Here is a 17,968-nt window from a genome sequence, read left to right as displayed (position 1 = left end):
CAACATTTGACAAAGAGCCATTTTTTATATATCAATACCGCATTGTCAGTTGTCTCCTGATTCGGAGTTTCCGTTCTTTTTCGGTTTGATATTGAGGAGTGTCTTGACGGCTTGCTGTTTTTCCGGTGGCAAGGCGTGAAGGGCCCGGATGACGAGACAGTCTTCGTCCGTAATGGGCGCACAGTAGTCGCAGTTGCTGCGGGTGTCATCGCTCTTTTGGCAGTACATGCCGGGGCGGCCGACAAGGACACAGATGGGAATTTGGAAAAAACCAGCCATTTTCAGCAATACTGAAATATCTGGTGAATAAAGACCTGTTTCCCAAGAGTAGACGGCTTGCTTTGACATACCGAAGAGGTCGCCGAAAGCCGTCTGGGTTAAGCCGTTTTTCTTGCGATAGTACTTAATTTCTTGTCCTAGAGTCATTCATATCCACTCTTTCTGTATACTATACAGTATGCTGTAATATACACTTTTCATTATAAGATGTAAAACAAAATGTGTCAATGGCGGCATCTGCGATACAGAATAAAAAAAATCGGGATATTAGGAATGGCTGAAGAAGGTCGTAATGAGGTCGGTCAGGGCCTGTTGGTCGGCGGCGCCCATCAATTCACGGCATGAATGCATGGCCGTAATGGGAATGCCGATGTCCATGGTCCGGATGGGGAGGTTGGCCGATAAGAGGGAGCCCAAGGTCGAGCCGCCGGGAAGGTCGGAGCGGTTCATGAAGATCTGATAGGGGATGTCGGCCCGGCGGCATAAGCCTTTCAGGACAGCGACGGCTTCGGCGTCTCCGGCATAGGACTGGCTGGCGGCAATCTTGAGGGCTACGCCGCGGCCCATTTGGGGCTGGTTGGTGATATCGCATTTTTCCGGTACGTTGGGATGGATGGCATGGGCGACGTCGACGGACAGCATGAAGCCTTTTGAAAGGTCGGCCGACAGGTCGTCGTCGGTGAGCGCGAAGGCGTGATAGATGCGGGAGAGGAGCCGGGAGAGGATGACGGAATCGGCGCCTTGTTTCGTATGGCTGCCCACTTCTTCGTTGTCAAAGAGGGCGACGACGTTCAAACCGTCGGCGTCGGCGGCGTTTACCAGGCCCGATAGGGAGGCCAGGACCGACGTCAGGTTGTCCAATCGGGGCGACGAGACGAATTCATCGTGCCAGCCGAGGCGGCAGCCCGGTTCTGTCGGATAGACCGTCAGTTCGTACGACAGGATCGCTTCGGGCAGGCAGCGGCACGTTTCTGACAAGAAGTCGAGGAAGAAGTGCTGCGTTACCTCTTTTTCGTCGAGGCCCATGACCGGCAGGAGGTCCTTTTGGGGATTGAGCTCGATGCCCTGATTGGCCTTGCGGTTCATGTGGATGGCCAGGCGGGGAATGGTCAGGACCGGCCTTTTGAGGTCGATGAGGCGCAGGTTGGGCCGGAAAGGGTCCTCCGTTTCGATGGCGACGGCACCGGCCAGGGACAGGGGGCGGTCGAGCCACGATTCGCGCAGGAGGCCGCCGTACGTTTCGGCGTTGACTTTAAGATAGCCCTTTTCGCGGATTTCCGGACGCTGCTTGATGCGCAGGCAGGGAAAATCAGTGTGGGCCGCACTGAGGCGCAGGTGGCGGCGGATGTTGCGGCCGGTCCGGAAGGCGATGAGGCCCGATCCGTAGACGGGAACGTAGTAGGCGCCGTCGGCTTCGAGCTGCCAGGGTGCGGCGTCCGGCATAAGGGCCGTAAAACCGGCCTTGTCGAGAAGGTCCCGCGAAGCGGCGGCCGTGTGGTACGGCGACAGGCTTTGGGCGATGAAGGTGAGTAAGGTATCGATAGAGTCATGGGACATGACGATCATCCTTTCTTGGGGATAAATTTTGTGATCCTGTTATTATATCATAGGTCGGCCACTTGCGCTTCCGGAAGGGAGTGCTTGGGCGGCGGGAAATCACAGCGGCAGCCGGCTTTTTGTTTTCTCAAGCCCTCATGGTATAATAGAGAAAAATTAATTTTCATGAAGGGGATCTTATGGATTTACGCGTCATTTCTCGATTTTTAGGAAAAATAGCCTTGGCCCAGGGCGGCGTCCTGTTTTTGCCCCTGGCCATGGCGGTCATCATGGGGGAATCGAGCTGGCTGCCTTTTGTGGGCAGCATCATTCTCTGCGGACTCGTCGGCTGGGCCTGCCTGAACTACGGCCGCGTGCGGACGCAGAAACTGACCATGCGCGAAGGCATTGCCATTACGGGAATCGGCTGGATGCTGGCTACGTTTTTGGGTATGCTTCCGTACTGCCTCGGCGGCTACCTGTCGTATTTCGACGGCCTCTTTGAAAGCGTGTCCGGCTTTACCGGGACCGGGGCGACGGTCATTACGGACCTTGAAATCCTGCCCCAGAGCCTGCTTCTGTGGCGCAGCATGACCCACTGGCTCGGCGGCCTCGGTATCATCGTCATCTTCATCGCCCTCTTGCCCGAAGCCGGTCAGTCGGCGGTCTTTTACATGTACAACGCCGAATCGACGGGTCCTACGAGAGAGCGCGTCCTGCCCAGGCTGCACGACATGACCAAGGTCCTCTTTCGCATCTACATGGCCTTTACGGCGACGGCCTTCGTCATCTTCTTCCTCTGCGGCATGGACTTTCTCGGCGCCGTCAACCACGCCTTGTCGACGGTCTCGGCCGGCGGCTTTTCGACGTATAATGCCAGTGCGGCCCACTTTGAAAGCCCGGCCGTCGAAGGCTGGATGACCTTTTTCATGATCCTCACCGGCGGTAACTACGCCTTGTATTACCGGGCCTGGCAAAAAGGGTGGAGCGTCCTTTGGGACAATATGGAATTTCGGGTCTATCTCTTGATCGTAGCGGCGGCGACGATTCTCATCGGCCTCAACCTCATGAGTGCCTTCGGCATCGGCCCTTCGACGGCCCTTCGCTACTCGTCCTTCCAGGCGGCATCTATCGCTACGACGGGCTTCGTCTCGGCCGATTTCGACCGCTGGCCGACTTTTTCTAAGGGCATTTTGCTGATGTTCATGATTTCCGGCGGCTGTGCCGGCTCGACGGCGGCCGGCCTTAAGGTGTCGCGCGTCGTCATCATGGCCCAGTACATTTGGCATGCGGCGAAAACGAAGCTCCATCCCAATCAGGTCCTGGGCATGACCATCAACGGCCACCGCATCGGCGACGATACGGTCGTCCGCGTGGCTCAGTTCTGCTTCCTCTACGTCATGTTCATCGCCCTCTGGGCCCTGCTCCTGACCTTTGACGGTATCGACGTCTTCGACGCCATCGGCATCAGCGTCTCGACCATGGGCTGCATCGGCCCGGCCTTCGGCATCACCGGGGCGACGTCGACCTATGCCGAACTGTCCCTCTTTTCAAAGTCCATCCTCTGCCTGTCCATGCTCTTAGGGCGCCTTGAAATGTTCACCCTCTTGGTCATGCTCCAGAAGAATTTCTGGAAGTCGAAGGGCAGCTGGTAATATAAATCTTTCGTGAAACAGGGGATTTTCGGTTAAAAATCGATTAAACTTTCCCTCCGTCTCGTCCTCATAAGGCAAACTGTAGGTATAGCTTACCATCGAGGAGGGACGAACCATGAAGAAAATCGTCATTTTTGGCGCCTTAGCCGCTTTTTTGGCTGTGAGTCAATTCAGTGAACATCTCTTTCCGGTCGTGGCCGAACCGGTGCCGGTCGTCGAAGAGGTCTTGCCCGACAAGGCCTTTATCTACGTCACCGGTGCCGTACATAGGCCGGGACTTTATGCCCTCGATGGGGAACAGACCGTCGGCGAAGCCCTAGAGACGGCAGGGGGGATGGCGGCCTATGCCGATACGGCAGCTGTGAACCTGGCTGCTAGGGCGGCGGACGGCATGCATGTCCACATCCCTTATGACTGGAACGGCGTACCGCCGGCACCGATCGACGAGGGCAAGGTGTCTTTAAATCAGGCTGATGCCGAAAAGCTCATGACCCTGCCCGGTATCGGACCTTCCATGGCCGACAATATCATCGCTTACCGTCGGGAGCACGGCGCCTTTACCAGCATCGACGAATTGCAGAAGGTCAAGGGAATCGGACCGGCTAAATTCCAAAAATTAAAGGATCAGGTCGGCTTATGACCCTTCCGGCCCTGCGGCTGATTTGGCTCAGCCTCTCTTTGGTGCTGGCCCTGAGTGCCGGCATTGCTGCTGCCGACCGCCTTTCGCTGCCCCTTCCTTGGTGGGGGGCCTTTTTTCTTTTAGCCCTCTTGGGAATGGGACTGGGCGCCCGGCATGGGCGAAAGGCCTTTTTCTTCTTCCTGATCCCCGTCTTTTTTTGCCTCGGTGCCGGCCGGCTTCAACTGGCTTCCGACAGCTACGACGCCTTGCCCCATCAGGCCGCCGGAGCTAACCTCGTCGCCATAGGGACGGTCTCTGAAAAAAGAGGCACCTTTACGAGCGAAGCGGGACCGATGGGGCGCTACGTCCTGGACGTTGCCTCCTATGCCTACGGCGATGAGCCTCGGGTATACCCCGGTGCCGGCAAGGCCTATGTGACCGTCCCCGACGGGCCGGCTGTCGGAGAAACCCTTCAGATCACCGGTCAGAGCCGGCCACTGACGTATTATAAAAACGACGGCATGTACGATGCCCGCCGCCGCGATCGGGAAAAGAACGTGTGGCTGCGCCTTTTTGCCAAAGAGGGAAGAGACGTCCGACGCCTGTCAGAACCGACGGGCATACGGGCTTTTTTGCAGGACTTGCGAAAGGCCTTAACCCGGCGATATGATGCCGTCCTCGGGGCGGATTATGGGCCGGTCTTGTCGAGCCTCCTCTTTGGCGGCCACTACGATGAACTGCCGCCGGGACTTATCGAGTCCTTCAGCACGACAGGTCTCATTCATATCCTCTCCGTGTCCGGCTCGCACGTGGCCCTGCTCTTAGCCGTCCTGCAGATCATCGGCCGGGCTTTCGGCCTTCGGGGGACACCGCTCTTTCTCTTATCGGCAGCCTTTCTCCTCCTTTACAGCGCCTTGGCTGATTTTACGTCGCCTGTCGTCCGGGCGTCCATCATGGGATCCCTCAGTGCCTTCAGCCTGACGGCACGCCGGGACTATACGGCAGGCCACGCCCTGGCTCTGGCCGTTGCGGCCATGCTGCTGTACAGCCCCTATCTCTTCTTCGATTTGAGTTTTCGCCTGTCGTGCAGTGCGTCGGCGGGCATCGTGCTGTTCTATAAACGGATTGCGACCGGCCTTTCGTTTTTGCCGGAATTTTTGCGAAACTGCCTGTCCGTGTCCCTGGCCGCTCAGGTCCTCGTCGTGCCCATCCTCTTTTCGGCCTTCTTTTCCTTTCCCGTCTATTCGCTCTTGGCCAACGCCGTCGTGGCGCCGGTCCTCGATGGGGTCATGGTCCTCGGTCTGGGCGCTTCCGTCCTGTCCTTAGTGTATGGCCCCGGGGCCGACTTGATCCTCTGGGGATTGAAGCCCTTTCTGGCCCTGGCACTCAAGGGCAATGCCTTTATCGCCGCCCTTCCGGGGAGCCGCCTGTGGGCCGGACAGCCGTCGCTTTGGGCCTGGATGGCCTGGTATCTTTTGGTGGCCGTCATCTTTTTTAAGCCCCTTCGAAAGACGTTGTTCCTGCCACTCCTTATCTCGTTGGTCATAAGCTTCATGGTGCGGCCGTCCGGGCCGGGCGTGCTGATTTTCGATGCCGGCCGCGATCAGGCGACGGCCATTATTTATGAAGATAGATCGGCCGATTTATGGTATAATAAATCGAGATTCTCCCATCCCGACCAGGCGGCTGTCGTCGTCATCCCGGCCCTTCGGGCCAACGGCATCTTCACCCTTCGCCGGTGCGTCGTCGAAGGGGAGGAAAGGGCTTACACAGAAGCCTTGTTTCAAAAAGAATTCACCTTCCTAAAAGGCCCGGGGACAGGGGATATTCCCTATGGCGGTGCACGAGCCGTGCCCAAGTCCTTTTCCGACGAGGCCCTCCTTTGGGAGTTCCGATCTCTTGACGGTTGGGACGGAAAGGCCTTTCCGGCCTCGGCCATGGCCACCGTCGTCTATGAAGGACGCCGCGGGGACGGAGCCTTTTCCGAGTGGAGCGAGGCGGCCGACAGTTTCGGCGTTCCTGCCTACCTTCCGTCTCGGGACGGACAACTGCGCCTGGCCCGTCGGCGTGGAAGGTGGCACCTGTCTACTTTTGTTGAGGAACATCTATGAATAATGCTAAAAATATAATGATCATCTACGGGTCCGAAGCCTACCTCATGGAAGAGGGGCGGAGACAGTTTTTTGAAGCGGCTCGGAAACGGTCCGGCGGCGACGCTGAAGTGCAGACCTTTCAAAAAGATGCGGCGGCGGCGACGGTCGTCGAATCCTTTCAGGGGACGAGCCTCTTTAGCAGCGGCATGATCACCGTCTGGTACGACTGTCCCTTTCTGCCCTTAAAACGGGGCGGCCGGTCGCGGAGCAAAGTGAGCAAAGAAGAACAGTGGTTCCTCGACGAAGCGGGACGCCTCGACGACGGCAACAGCCTCTTGTTTTACAGCAAGGGCAACGTCGATACGGGAAGCGCTTTCTTTAAGGCCTTGAAGCCCATGGCCCGGGTCGTCGCTGCCGAAGCCGTGAGCGAAAAAAATGTCATGCCTTACGTGACGGCGTATCTGAAGGAACAGGGCAAGAGCCTCAGCCGCGACGGCGTCGTCTTTTTGCAGGACCTGTTCCAGACCTGGGGCAGCATTTCTCTGCTCTACGTCTTTTCCGAACTCGATAAATTGTGCATCACCCTGCCCGCTGGGAAACAGAGCATCGGACCGGACGACTTGGCCGATCTCTTTGCCGGCACCATGGAAAAGAACCTCTTCACCTTCATGGATGCCTTCCTCCGCCGCAATGGGGAAAAGACACTGCCCTTTGTTGAAGGGCTGTTCAGCAAGCAAGATGCCTTTTTGAAGAACACGGGATACATGCTGTCGCGACTGCGGCTCCTCTTGTCGTATAAAGAACTGTTGAAGGCCCATGCCGGAAAGACCCAGCGTGAACAGGTCCTGACGGCGATCAATAAGGGGCGAAGTGCGAAATATGTCATATATCACTTGCAAAAAGTCGCATCTTATTGGACAATAGAAGAGTTAGAACGTTGTATTTGCAATATTTTTACCTTACAGCTCCATATCCGCAGCGGGAAGGCGTCGCCGGCCGATATGGGAGCCCTTATTTGTCTTTATTGTAGTCTGAAAAGGTAGGTTAGAGCGTGACGGAAGCAGAAAAGGAACGAAAAGAGAGAATGAAGGAATACCGCCGCCGGTATCGTGAAAAACATGGGCTGCCGGCTCCGAAGTCTCGGTCATGGAAAAAAATAGGCGGTGTCGTCGCAGCCCTGTGCATCTTGGGCTTCGGCGGATTCTTTGCCGCCCAGACGAGGGCCGAACAGATGGTGACCCTCGACGGTCATTCAGTCCAGGGCATGACCGATGAAGATATTGCCAATTACCTCGACATCCATGCCAAAGATATCGAAGGGCGCAAGCTCCATCTGGCAGCGGACGGCGTCGATACGACGCTGAACCTCGATGACCTCGGGGCCAAGCTCGACCGCCAGTACATCGACGATGAACTCCACCTCATCGGACGGCAGGGCATGCCTTGGGAGCGCGTGGCTGACGTGGCGACGACCTTGATGTATGGCAAGGACATCCCCTTGGCCATTGCCGTCGATGAAGAAAAACTCGACAAGGCCCTGAGCGATCTCCACGACAAACACGACAAGGATCCGGAAAATGCCTTTGCCTATGTCAAGGAAGACAATAAGACCGTCGCCGTCGAACCGGAAAAAGACCGCATCGTCATCAATACGGCAGGCCTCAAGGATTCCATTGCCGACAGCCTGCATAAGGGCCAGACCGGCGATATCGACGTCCCCGTTGACAGTCGGCAGCAGGCCGATATCAAGAGCGATGACTTAAAGGACATCGATACGGTCCTGTCTTATTACACGACCCATTTCGACAACAGCAATCCGGATCGCAATACGAATATCAAATTGGCCCAGGAACGGCTGAATCATGCCTTCGTCGCCAGCCAACAGGACTTTTCATTCAATAAATACGTCGGCACGCGAACGGCCGATAAGGGCTACAAACAGGCCCCGTCCTATTTTGAAAACAGACTGGAACAATCCGTCGGCGGCGGCGTCTGCCAGGTCAGCACGACCTTGTTCAACGCAGCTCTTCGGGCGGGCCTCTTCATCGCCAGCCGGGAACCGCATTTCGCCCCGGCAGCCTACGTACCGGTCGGTATGGATGCTACCGTTGCCGATGACGGCCTTGATTTTGCCTTTACCAACCCCTTCCAGCACCCCGTCGCCGTCTATACCGTCGTCGGGGCCAACACGGTGACGACGTATATCTTAGGCAACCACGCCGATACCAGCACGGTCACCTTTGAAACGACCCATCTCCAGAATTTACCGCACAAGATCATAAAGAAGCACGATGACAGCGTCACTGACGACACGCTGAAGCAGTTTGGTTACGACGGCCACGACATCACCATCCGCCGGACCGTGACCTACAGCGACGGCGACCGTCATATCGACCTCATCACGTCGCATTACGATCCCAATGACGCCATCGTTTTGACGCCTGACGGAGACAGTGAAGAAGTCGTCAGCACGGCCGATCTCGAACCCCAGGACCCGCTCCTCAACGCGCCCCACGACATGATGGAATTCAACGTCCCGGCAGCAGCTCCAGCCGGCGATGACGAAGACGCTTACGATGAAGAGGACTATTCGGACGAAGAGTAGCCTGCTATCGTGCCTGAAAGAAAGGATAATCGATGAAAGTTTGGCATATTGTTCCTAAAAATGATATATTGATTCCCGTCGACGGCGGTCAGACCGTCGCCGTCGCCTCCATTGCAGCTGACCTGGAAAGCCATTGGTGGAAGGTCAAGACCGAGTCGGCCTATGCGCCGGGCGATATGGACCTCCTCCGCGACCGGGTCTGCCGGAAACTGGGTCTCGACGGCAACGTGTCCGTCGAACACCAGGTGACGTCTGTCTTCCACGGCGGCGACATGCCCCTTTCCATCCCGGAAAACGATCCCCTGCGGCAGATTGCCGACATTTCGACGGATGACCTCGAGGGCTACGGCATTCCTCACGAAGATTCGTACGAATCCCTCTACGACGTCGACGAAGAATTATATCAGGATGAAGACTATAAAAAAGCCTGCCAGTGCGCTTCCGTCTCGTCGTGCAGCGTCAGCAAGGGCGAGAAGGGGAATGGCGGCACTAAGACCGGCGGCGACAGCCGGGTCTGGATGGGCCGGGCTTTTGGCGGCCAGCCGGTCCCCATCAACGACGTCCTCGGCGAAGAGCAGAACGACGTCGTCCTTCAGGGCAAGGTCGTCAAAGTCGAGTTCCGGGAATTGAAGTCCAAGCGCATCCTCTTGACCTTCCAGATGGCCGACAGCACCAACGGCATTTCGGCCAAAAAGTTCCTCGACGTCAGCAACCAGGGCGGCAGCGGCAAATTCCGCCGCAAGAATACCCTGACGCCGGAAGAATACGACTGCCTCAAGACAAAACTGCAGCCCGGCGCCTACGTCCGCATCCACGGCAATATCCAATACGACAACTACCAGAACGACTACGTCTTCATGGCCTATGACATGATGGAAGCCGACGGCGGAACCGTCGAACGGGAAGACCATAACCCGACGCCCCGTGTCGAACTCCATCTCCATACGGTCATGAGCGATATGGACGCCCTGATCACGGTCAAACAGCTCATTAAGACCGTCAAGAAATGGCATCATCCGGCCATTGCCGTCACCGACCACGGCGTCGTCCAGTCCTTCCCGCTCCTGCAGGAAATTTCGACGGATAAGAGCAACGGCGTCAAGGTCATCTACGGCATGGAAGGCTACCTCTTCGATGACAAAATCGACCAGTCGTACCACATCATCATCCTGGCCAAGAACCAGACGGGCATCCGCAACCTGTACAAATTAGTCAGCATTTCTCACCTGAAATACATCTACCGCGGCCGTCCGCGCATTCCCCGGGCCGTCCTCGACGAATACCGCGAAGGCCTCGTCCTGGGCTCGGCTTGTGAAGCGGGCGAACTGGTCCGCTCCATGGTCCAGAAGCGGCTTCCTTACGAAGAATTAAAGAAGATCGCCGATTACTACGATTACCTGGAAATCCAGCCCCTGACCAACAACGGCTTCTTAGTCCGCGAAGGCTATGTGGCCGATGAAGAAGGGCTGCGCGACATCAACCGGACGATCTTAAAAATCGGTGACGAATTAGGGAAACTGACCGTCGCCACCTGCGATGCCCACTTCATGAATCCCGAAGACAAGATCTACCGGGAAATCCTCATGACCGGCAAGGGCTTCAAAGATGCCGAATTCCAGCCCGACCTCTACCTGCGTACGACGGACGAAATGCTGGAAGAATTTTCCTACCTCGGCGAAGACCGGGCCAGAGAAGTGGTCATTACCAACCCCAATAAGATCAACGACATGATCGACGACTGCCGGCCGATCCCGAAGGAAACGCTGTACTTCCCGCAGATCGCAGGCTCGTCGGAAGCCTTGAAACACATGTGTTACGAAAAGGCCCATGAAATCTACGGCACGCCTTTGCCGAAGATCGTCGAAGACCGGCTCGAAGAAGAATTTACATCCATCCTGGGCCACGGCTTCGGCGTCCTCTATTACATCGCCCATAAACTGGTAAAACACTCCAACGACGACGGCTACCTCGTAGGTTCCCGAGGCTCTGTCGGCTCGTCCTTCGTAGCCACCATGTCCGGCATTACCGAAGTCAACCCACTTCCTCCGCATTACGTCTGCCCCAAGTGCCATTGGAGCCACTTCTACACGAAGGGCGAATACGGCGGCGGCTTCGACCTGCCCGATAAGACCTGCCCCGAATGCGGCGAACCGCTCTTAAAGAACGGTCACAACATTCCGTTTGCCATCTTCCTCGGTTTCGACGGCGACAAGGTCCCCGATATCGACCTCAATTTCTCCGGCGAATACCATCCCAAGGCTCATAAATATACGGAAGAACTCTTCGGGAAAGACAACGTCTTCCGCGCCGGTACCATCGGTGCCGTCAAGGATAAGACGGCCTACGGCTACGTCATGAAATGGGCCGAGAAGAAGGGCATCCACGTCAACGAAGCCTACATCAACAGCCTCGTGTCGGGCTGCACGGGCATCAAGAATACGACGGGCCAGCATCCGGGCGGCGTCATGGTTATCCCCCGCGATATGGACGTCCATCACTTTACCCCCGTCCAGTACCCGGCCAATAAGAAAGAAAGCGGCATCATTACGACCCACTTCGATTACCATTCCATCGAAGGCCGTCTGGTCAAGCTCGACATCCTCGGCCACGATGATCCGACGGTCATCCGCATGTTAGAAGACATGACCCATATCAAGGCCACGACCATTCCCTTCGACGACCCGGCCACGATGAGCCTCTTCAGCTCGACCAAGGCTCTCGGCGTAACGCCGGAAGAACTGGGTTCCAAAGTCGGAAGCCTGGGAATCCCGGAATTCGGGACCAACTTCGTCCGCCAGATGCTGGTCGATACCAAGCCCAAGACCTTCTCGGAACTGGTCCGTATTTCCGGTTTCTCCCACGGTACCGACGTCTGGCTGAACAACGCCCAGGACCTCATCACGTCGGGGACGGTCCCCCTGAAGGAAGCCGTCTCGACCCGTGACGACATCATGAACTATCTCATCGAACACGGCATCAAACCCAAGACCAGTTTCAAGGTCATGGAAAACGTCCGTAAGGGCAAGGGCATCGATAAGCCCAACAAATTGGGCCAAAAGACGACAGACTACGAAGGCGAACTAAAAGAAGGGCACATTCCTCAGTGGTTCATCGAATCGTGCCAGAAAATCGGCTACCTCTTCCCGAGGGCCCACGCCGTAGCCTACGTCATGATGGCCTTCCGCATCGCCTGGTATAAGATCAACCAGCCCCTGGCCTACTACTGCGCTTACTTCACCATCCGGGCCAAGGCCTTCAAACTGTCGGCCATGATCCACGGCCTCGAAGGGCAGGAACGGGCCATGAAGGAAATCGCCGCCAAGGGCAAGAGTGCCTCCAAGATCGAACAGGACCTCTATTCGGCCCTGGAACTGGCCAAGGAAATGAGCCTTCGCGGATTCTCCTTCCTGAACGTCGACATCAACCGCTCGGCAGCGACGAAATTCACCATCTGCGACGGCAAGATCCTGCCGCCCTTTACGGCCATCGACGGTTTGGGCGAAAGTGTGGCCGAACAGATCGTGGCCGAACGGGCCATCGCTCCCTTCAGTTCCAAAGCCGACCTTAAGATCCGCGGCAAGGTTTCCCAGTCCCTCATCGACACCATGAGTGCAGACGGCTGCTTAGGCGACCTTCCGGAAGACGAACAGATCGACCTCTTTGCCATGTAAAAGACTATACAGGAGTCAGAGCCTCTCCCTTCGGAGGGGCTTTTTCTCTCGACAGATTGCCGTTATTGCCGTATAATAATTCTTGTATTTAGCCGACTAAAGGAACGGCCTCAGCAAGACAAAATCTGAAAGGGAAGGAAGGGATATATCGTGGCAGTGAATGAAAAACTACGGGATCACCTGCACGACCAACTGTTTCGGGCCATACTGGAACTCAAGAGCGTCGATGAATGCTATGAATTTTTCGAAGACATCTGCACCATTCAGGAAATGAAAGCCATTTCAGCCCGGCTCGAAGTGGCCCGCATGCTCAAAGCCGGCGACATTTACGAAGATATCGTCCAAAAGACCGGCGCCAGCACGGCGACCATCAGCCGTATCAAGCGCTGTCTCGTATATGGCAGCGGCGGGTACGAAAAGATCCTCAGCCGCATGGCCGAGAAAGAACCAGATTTTTTAAAATTATCCAAGTAGGAGGACAGCCGATTTCATGAAGGCCAAGATTGACGTCACCATCTTCAAGAACGGTGATATGGATATACTGCAGGCTTCGATCTATGAAGAACTGTGGAAGGATTACTGTACATTTAAACAACGGGCTGTCATGCAGCAAGAAAAGGAAACGAAGAAAGGCATCTTTTTATCCCGCCGGTACTATCGGGCGGCATTGTTGTCGTTATTTACTTTTTTTGAAGGCGTTATCAACAACTGGATCAAGACCATCATCCAGGACCGACCGGAATTTTCCGGCGCAGCGGATCAGCAGACGCTGAAAAAATGCGACGCCGTCATCGAATACTGTTTCTTCTGTTCGTATACCAAGCATACCGGTACCTTTACCTCGCTTTACGGCTACATCAACCGCTATGAACAGCACGATTTGGCCCTCATTGAACACATCGACGGACAGACCCTCGACGCCATCGAAACGGCGATGGATGAGTATTTCTGTTACGTCGAAGCCCTGACCGGCCTCAAGCGCCTGCCCAAGCCCAACCAGTCGACGACGGGCCTGGTCGGACGCATCGGCGGCCTGGTCAAGGACTGCCACGGCTGATAAGAAAGGATTGTGGTCTCAATGAGTGATAAGTATTATATCGGATTCGACGCCGGTACACAGAGCGTCAAAGTAGCCGTTTACGACGATGAACAGCACTGCCTGGCCATGGATACGGCCAAGACCCATCTGACATATCCTAAGCCCGGCTGGGTCCAGATGGATGTCGATGAATATTACCGCCTCATCAAACAGTGCATGGCCTCGTGCAGCCGCCAGATGGAAGAAAAGGGCTGGGACGTCAGCAAAGTCCGGGCCATCATGGGCGACGGCATCATCTGCGGCATCGCCGGCATCGACGAATACGGCAAGGCCATTACGCCGTACGTCAACTACCTCGACAGCCGCACCCGCGACGACGTCGAAGCCCTGAAAGCAAAGAAGCTCGACATTTGGGGACGGGAAACGGGCAACGCCGAACCGAACATGATGTTCCCGGCCATGTTCGCCCGCTGGTTCATGAAAAACATCCCGGCCTGGAAGGAAAAGGGCGTCAAATTCGTCCACAACTGCCCCTACGTCTTAATGCACCTGGCAGGCCTTACGGCCAAGGACGCCTTCATCGACTGGGGCACCATGTCCGGCTGGGGCCTCGGTTACGACGTCGTCAAAAAAGAATGGTCCAAGGAACAACTCGACATCCTGGGCATTCCCGAATCGGCCATGCCGCGCATCGTAAAGCCCTGGGACATCATCGGTCATCTCTGTGAAGAAGACGCCATGGAAACGGGCTTTCCCGCAGGCATTCCCATCTGCGCCGGTGCCGGCGATACGATGGAATCCATGATGGGCAGCGGCATCTTGGAAGCGGGCAACGCCGTCGACGTCGCCGGGACCTGCGCCATGTTCTGCGCCGCAACGGACGGCATCATGCCGGAACTGTCGGTCCCCGGAAGCAACCTCATCTTTAACTCCGGGACCCTGCCGGGAACGTACTTCTACTGGGGCATGGTCCGCACGGGCGGCTTGGCCCTTCGCTGGTTCAAAGACAGCATCGCCCGAGAAGAAGGGGACGACTACTACAGTACCCTCGACGAACTGGCCAAGCGCCATAAACCGGGCTGCGAAGGGGCCATGTTCCTGCCCTACCTAACCGGTGGCGACAGCGCCTATCCCAACGTCCGCGGGACCTTTACGGGCCTTACCCTCGATTCCGACCAGGGAGCCATGTGGCGCTGCGTCCTCGAAGGCATCGGCTATGACTACATGGAAGTCACCGACCAATACCGGGCAGCCGGCATCGGATTGAAGCACCTGACCATTACCGAAGGCGGCAGCCGGGACGAACTGTGGAACCAAATCAAGGCCGACATGCTCGATACGACGGTCGTCACCTTGAAAGTCGCCGGCGGAGCCGTACCGACCAACTGCATCGTCGCAGCCTACGCGGCCGGCGATATCAAGGACCTGAAAAAAGCCCTCGAACGCCAGTTGGAAGTCAAGGCCACCTACGTTCCCGACGAAGAAAATACCAAAATGTATCGCGCTTCCTATGAAAAACGGGGAGCCCTCTTAAAAGCCCTCAATGGGGGAGACTAAGCACCTTAAGTGCCGTACAGGTTTTGCCTGCTGCGGCACTTTTTTTTACTTGGTGCACGCTGAAAGGCCTGTCTCCGGCACTTTCGATTCCTTATGGCTATAGAACTCCATGCACTTTGTGAAAAAACAACGTAACTTTTATAACATAAGTTCATAACGTAACGTATTTCCATGACATAATTATATTAAAGAATGATAATAAGTAACTTGACTTAAAACGACTTGCATAAAATGCATGTAATAAATGTGAAAAAATGAAAAAAGTGCCGTTTTTTAGTGGATTTTTTTGGTGTGTGTGGTATACTATCAATGTAAGCAGTGAATCTTATTTATGAGGCGTGTGACTTTTTTTTAAACTAATCTAGTGAAAAAAATCACGCGACGAAGGAGGAGTTAAACATGAGTAAAGTAATGGTTATTGGCGCTGGTACGATGGGTTCCGGCATTGCACAGGTTTTCGCTACGCACGGCTGGGACGTTGTCCTGAACGATATTAAAGACGAATTTATCGCCGGCGGCCAGGCCAAAATCGACAAATCTCTGACCAAATTAGTTGCTAAAGAAAAAATGACCCAGGCTGACAAAGACGCAACCATGGCTCGCATTTCCGGTTTCGTTACCCGTACGGCTGAAAATATGAGCGACATCGACCTCGTCGTCGAAGCTGCTATCGAAGACTTGAAGATCAAATCGGCTATCTTCAAAGAACTCGACGAACTCTGCCCGGAACACACGATCCTCGCTTCCAACACGTCGTCCTTGGCTATCACTCAGATCGGCGCAGCTACGAAACGCCCGGACAAAGTTATCGGCATGCACTTCTTCAACCCGGCTCCGGTCATGAAATTGCTCGAACTCATCAACGGCATCGCAACTTCTGACGAAACCTACGCTAAGATCGAACAGTTGTCGAAAGACCTCGGCAAAACTCCGGTTAAAGTTAACGACTTCCCGGGCTTCGCCGGCAACCGTATCGTCATTCCGATGCTCAACGAAGCTATCCAGGCTTTGATGGAAGGCGTTGCTTCCAAAGAAGACATCGATAACGTCTGCAAACTCGGCTTCAACCATCCCATGGGACCTCTGGCTCTCTGCGACCTTATCGGTAACGACGTTGTTCTCCACGTTATGGAAGTTCTTTACGAAGGCTTCGGCGATCCCAAATATCGTCCGTGCCCGCTGCTCAAGAAATACGTCCAGGCTGGTTACCTCGGCCGTAAGACTGGCAAAGGCTTCTACGACTACGCGAAATAAGTTAGCATTGTGCTAATTGAATACGGGGCGTGACTATCACACCCCGTATTATTTTTAAAGATTTACGGTCATAAAACGGCGTATCTCACCAGCATCCCGGGGGCGGTCCGGCCTGTTGGATTCCATCATGGAAAAGACCCGTCGTTTTCTATACTCATTCTATACTATTCTCTATATCAGTTGTTTTAGGAGGTTTATCTCATGGATTACCAGAACATTCTTTGTGCAGTAGAAAATGGTATCGCAACGATTACCATCAATCGTCCGAAAGCCCTGAACGCTTTGAACCTCGACACGGTTACGGAATTAAAAGACGCTATCGAAAAGATCGCTGTCGACAAAGCCGTTAAAGTCGTCGTCATCACCGGTGCCGGTGAAAAATCCTTCGTTGCCGGAGCAGACATCAAAGAAATGGCTACCAAGACTCCGGCAGAAGGCCGCGAATGGGGCCAGTTCGGTCAGAACGTCTTCACGGAAATCGAAAACATGCCTCAGCCTGTCATCGCTGCTATCAACGGCTTCTGCCTCGGCGGCGGCTGCGAACTTTCCTGCGCTTGCGACATCCGCTATGCATCGGAAAACGCAAAATTCGGCCAGCCTGAAGTCGGCCTCGGCATTACCCCGGGCTTCGGCGGCACCCAGCGTCTGACTCGTGTTGTCGGCCGCGGCCAGGCTAAAGAACTCATCTACACCGGCGGCATGATCGGTGCTGAAGATGCAAAAGCTATCGGCCTCGTAAACAAAGTCGTTCCTCAGGAAGAATTAATGCCGGCTGTCCTCAAATTGGCAGGCAAAATCGCCAAGAACGCTCCCGTCGCTGTACAGCTCTCCAAAGCTGCCATCAACCGCGGCATCAACTGCGACGTCGTAACCGGCATCGCTTACGAAGCTGAAGTCTTCGGTCTCTGCTTCTCCACGAACGACCAGAAGGAAGGCATGGCTGCTTTCGTAGAAAAACGTAAACCGACCTTTGAAGGCAAATAATATCATCGTTTGACTCCGAATAAAGGGACGTCTCGTGATTTGTCATGGGACGTCCTTTTTTCATAACCAAGATGAAAAACGTATACTAAAGAAAAGCCAAAGTGATGTGACGACTAGATCTGAGTTAACAATTTCCCCGGAAGGGGACTGAAACTGTACATAACAGTAGACTCTCAACTGGACTGTCATAACGTCGCATCACCCGAATCCCCGTAAGGGGACTGAAATCTTGTTTTATGCAGAAACCCTGCAGAAACGAGTTAAAAGGCCATCTACGGTCGACTCATATAAAACTAGATGGCTAAGAGGGAGAAGGCGCTCCTGTGCCCGATGAGAGGCATTTGCGAGGACATTCGAAGATGAGCCCTTTTCCGAAATTCGTTTGACAATAAAAGTCGAAAAACGTATACTTGAGATAAGTCAAAGTAATGCGACGGCTTTGGAAAACCGATTTTGGGGCCAAAAACCCCGTAGGTTTGAAAATTTTCAAACCTGCGAAAAACGGCATAACCAAGCGGATAAGCGGCACTGCCTGATTTTTATTTTTCACCCGGGTCAGCGAAAAAGGCCAAAAAAGCCCGAGGTTTGAAAAAATCGCCTGTGAGCCCAGTCAGGGAGCGGGAACTGAGAGACAGAGTCGCATTACCAAAATCCCCGTAAGGGGACTGAAACATTT

General features: G+C 55.0%; 13 protein-coding genes and 1 CRISPR repeat array (1 of these 14 cut by a window edge). Of the genes, 11 read left to right on the top strand and 2 right to left on the bottom strand.

What is annotated here, in order from left to right; translation table 11 throughout:
* Window positions 1–45: 45 nt before the first annotated feature.
* Complete coding sequence (locus A0U42_RS11430) at window positions 46–426, bottom strand: helix-turn-helix transcriptional regulator (RefSeq protein ID WP_065361085.1); 381 nt, start codon at window positions 424–426, stop codon at window positions 46–48.
* A 120-nt stretch (window positions 427–546) separates the two neighbouring features.
* A complete protein-coding gene (locus tag A0U42_RS11425) occupies window positions 547–1,836 on the bottom strand; it encodes a M18 family aminopeptidase (RefSeq protein ID WP_065361084.1) in 1,290 nt (429 codons plus the stop codon).
* A 179-nt stretch (window positions 1,837–2,015) separates the two neighbouring features.
* Here A0U42_RS11425 and A0U42_RS11420 point away from each other — a divergent pair, with 179 nt between their 5' ends.
* The 11 genes from A0U42_RS11420 (at window position 2,016) to A0U42_RS11370 (ending at window position 17,292) form a co-directional block, all read left to right on the top strand.
* The gene (locus tag A0U42_RS11420) at window positions 2,016–3,470 is read left to right on the top strand and encodes a TrkH family potassium uptake protein (RefSeq protein WP_065361083.1); all 1,455 of its coding nucleotides are present in this window, start codon (window positions 2,016–2,018) and stop codon (window positions 3,468–3,470) included.
* A 115-nt stretch (window positions 3,471–3,585) separates the two neighbouring features.
* Window positions 3,586–4,110 (top strand): helix-hairpin-helix domain-containing protein, encoded by a 525-nt coding sequence (locus A0U42_RS11415; protein ID WP_065361082.1) that lies wholly within the window; start codon window positions 3,586–3,588, stop codon window positions 4,108–4,110.
* Window positions 4,107–6,200: a ComEC/Rec2 family competence protein gene (locus A0U42_RS11410; RefSeq protein WP_065361081.1), complete on the top strand. Its 2,094-nt coding sequence runs from the start codon at window positions 4,107–4,109 to the stop codon at window positions 6,198–6,200. Before A0U42_RS11415 ends, A0U42_RS11410 begins: the two co-directional genes overlap by 4 nt.
* Window positions 6,197–7,225: a DNA polymerase III subunit delta gene (gene holA / locus A0U42_RS11405; RefSeq protein ID WP_065361080.1), complete on the top strand. Its 1,029-nt coding sequence runs from the start codon at window positions 6,197–6,199 to the stop codon at window positions 7,223–7,225. Before A0U42_RS11410 ends, holA begins: the two co-directional genes overlap by 4 nt.
* An 8-nt stretch (window positions 7,226–7,233) precedes the next feature.
* Window positions 7,234–8,787 carry a VanW family protein gene (locus tag A0U42_RS11400; protein WP_255304183.1) on the top strand — a complete coding sequence of 518 codons (1,554 nt, stop codon included), beginning with the start codon at window positions 7,234–7,236 and terminating at the stop codon, window positions 8,785–8,787.
* 32 nt (window positions 8,788–8,819) lie between these two features.
* The gene (locus A0U42_RS11395; protein ID WP_065361079.1) at window positions 8,820–12,458 is read left to right on the top strand and encodes a PolC-type DNA polymerase III; all 3,639 of its coding nucleotides are present in this window, start codon (window positions 8,820–8,822) and stop codon (window positions 12,456–12,458) included.
* Between the two features lie 150 nt (window positions 12,459–12,608).
* Window positions 12,609–12,932 carry a YerC/YecD family TrpR-related protein gene (locus A0U42_RS11390; RefSeq protein WP_044503058.1) on the top strand — a complete coding sequence of 108 codons (324 nt, stop codon included), beginning with the start codon at window positions 12,609–12,611 and terminating at the stop codon, window positions 12,930–12,932.
* 16 nt (window positions 12,933–12,948) lie between these two features.
* Window positions 12,949–13,515, top strand: coding sequence for a hypothetical protein (locus tag A0U42_RS11385; protein WP_044503057.1), 567 nt, complete (start codon window positions 12,949–12,951; stop codon window positions 13,513–13,515).
* Window positions 13,516–13,536: 21 nt separating this feature from the next.
* On the top strand, window positions 13,537–15,054 hold the full coding sequence (locus tag A0U42_RS11380; RefSeq protein WP_065361078.1) for an FGGY-family carbohydrate kinase: 1,518 nt from the start codon (window positions 13,537–13,539) through the stop codon (window positions 15,052–15,054).
* A gap of 399 nt (window positions 15,055–15,453) precedes the next feature.
* Window positions 15,454–16,308: a 3-hydroxybutyryl-CoA dehydrogenase gene (locus tag A0U42_RS11375; protein ID WP_044503055.1), complete on the top strand. Its 855-nt coding sequence runs from the start codon at window positions 15,454–15,456 to the stop codon at window positions 16,306–16,308.
* A gap of 201 nt (window positions 16,309–16,509) precedes the next feature.
* Window positions 16,510–17,292, top strand: coding sequence for a short-chain-enoyl-CoA hydratase (locus A0U42_RS11370; RefSeq protein WP_044503054.1), 783 nt, complete (start codon window positions 16,510–16,512; stop codon window positions 17,290–17,292).
* Window positions 17,293–17,928: 636 nt separating this feature from the next.
* Window positions 17,929–17,968: a CRISPR direct-repeat array (repeat unit 36 nt; unit sequence GTCGCATTACCAAAATCCCCGTAAGGGGACTGAAAC) (it continues 866 nt past the right edge of the window).

This window comes from Megasphaera sp. DISK 18 (genome assembly GCF_001682955.1).
GTDB classification, from domain to species: Bacteria; Bacillota; Negativicutes; order Veillonellales; family Megasphaeraceae; genus Megasphaera; species Megasphaera massiliensis.
The sequence above is the reverse complement of the archived record's forward strand: the minus strand, read 5'-3'. Positions and strand labels throughout refer to the sequence as shown.

Excerpts from the sequence above, each read along its gene's own strand:
- A0U42_RS11415 (WP_065361082.1), top strand. The coding sequence starts at position 3,586 with ATGAAGAAAATCGTCATTTTTGGCGCCTTAGCCGCTTTTTTGGCTGTG.
- A0U42_RS11370 (WP_044503054.1), top strand. The coding sequence starts at position 16,510 with ATGGATTACCAGAACATTCTTTGTGCAGTAGAAAATGGTATCGCAACG.
- A0U42_RS11410 (WP_065361081.1), top strand. The coding sequence starts at position 4,107 with ATGACCCTTCCGGCCCTGCGGCTGATTTGGCTCAGCCTCTCTTTGGTG.
- holA (WP_065361080.1), top strand. The coding sequence starts at position 6,197 with ATGAATAATGCTAAAAATATAATGATCATCTACGGGTCCGAAGCCTAC.
- A0U42_RS11385 (WP_044503057.1), top strand. The coding sequence starts at position 12,949 with ATGAAGGCCAAGATTGACGTCACCATCTTCAAGAACGGTGATATGGAT.
- A0U42_RS11430 (WP_065361085.1), bottom strand. The coding sequence starts at position 426 with ATGACTCTAGGACAAGAAATTAAGTACTATCGCAAGAAAAACGGCTTA.
- A0U42_RS11395 (WP_065361079.1), top strand. The coding sequence starts at position 8,820 with ATGAAAGTTTGGCATATTGTTCCTAAAAATGATATATTGATTCCCGTC.
- A0U42_RS11375 (WP_044503055.1), top strand. The coding sequence starts at position 15,454 with ATGAGTAAAGTAATGGTTATTGGCGCTGGTACGATGGGTTCCGGCATT.
- A0U42_RS11425 (WP_065361084.1), bottom strand. The coding sequence starts at position 1,836 with ATGTCCCATGACTCTATCGATACCTTACTCACCTTCATCGCCCAAAGC.
- A0U42_RS11420 (WP_065361083.1), top strand. The coding sequence starts at position 2,016 with ATGGATTTACGCGTCATTTCTCGATTTTTAGGAAAAATAGCCTTGGCC.
- A0U42_RS11380 (WP_065361078.1), top strand. The coding sequence starts at position 13,537 with ATGAGTGATAAGTATTATATCGGATTCGACGCCGGTACACAGAGCGTC.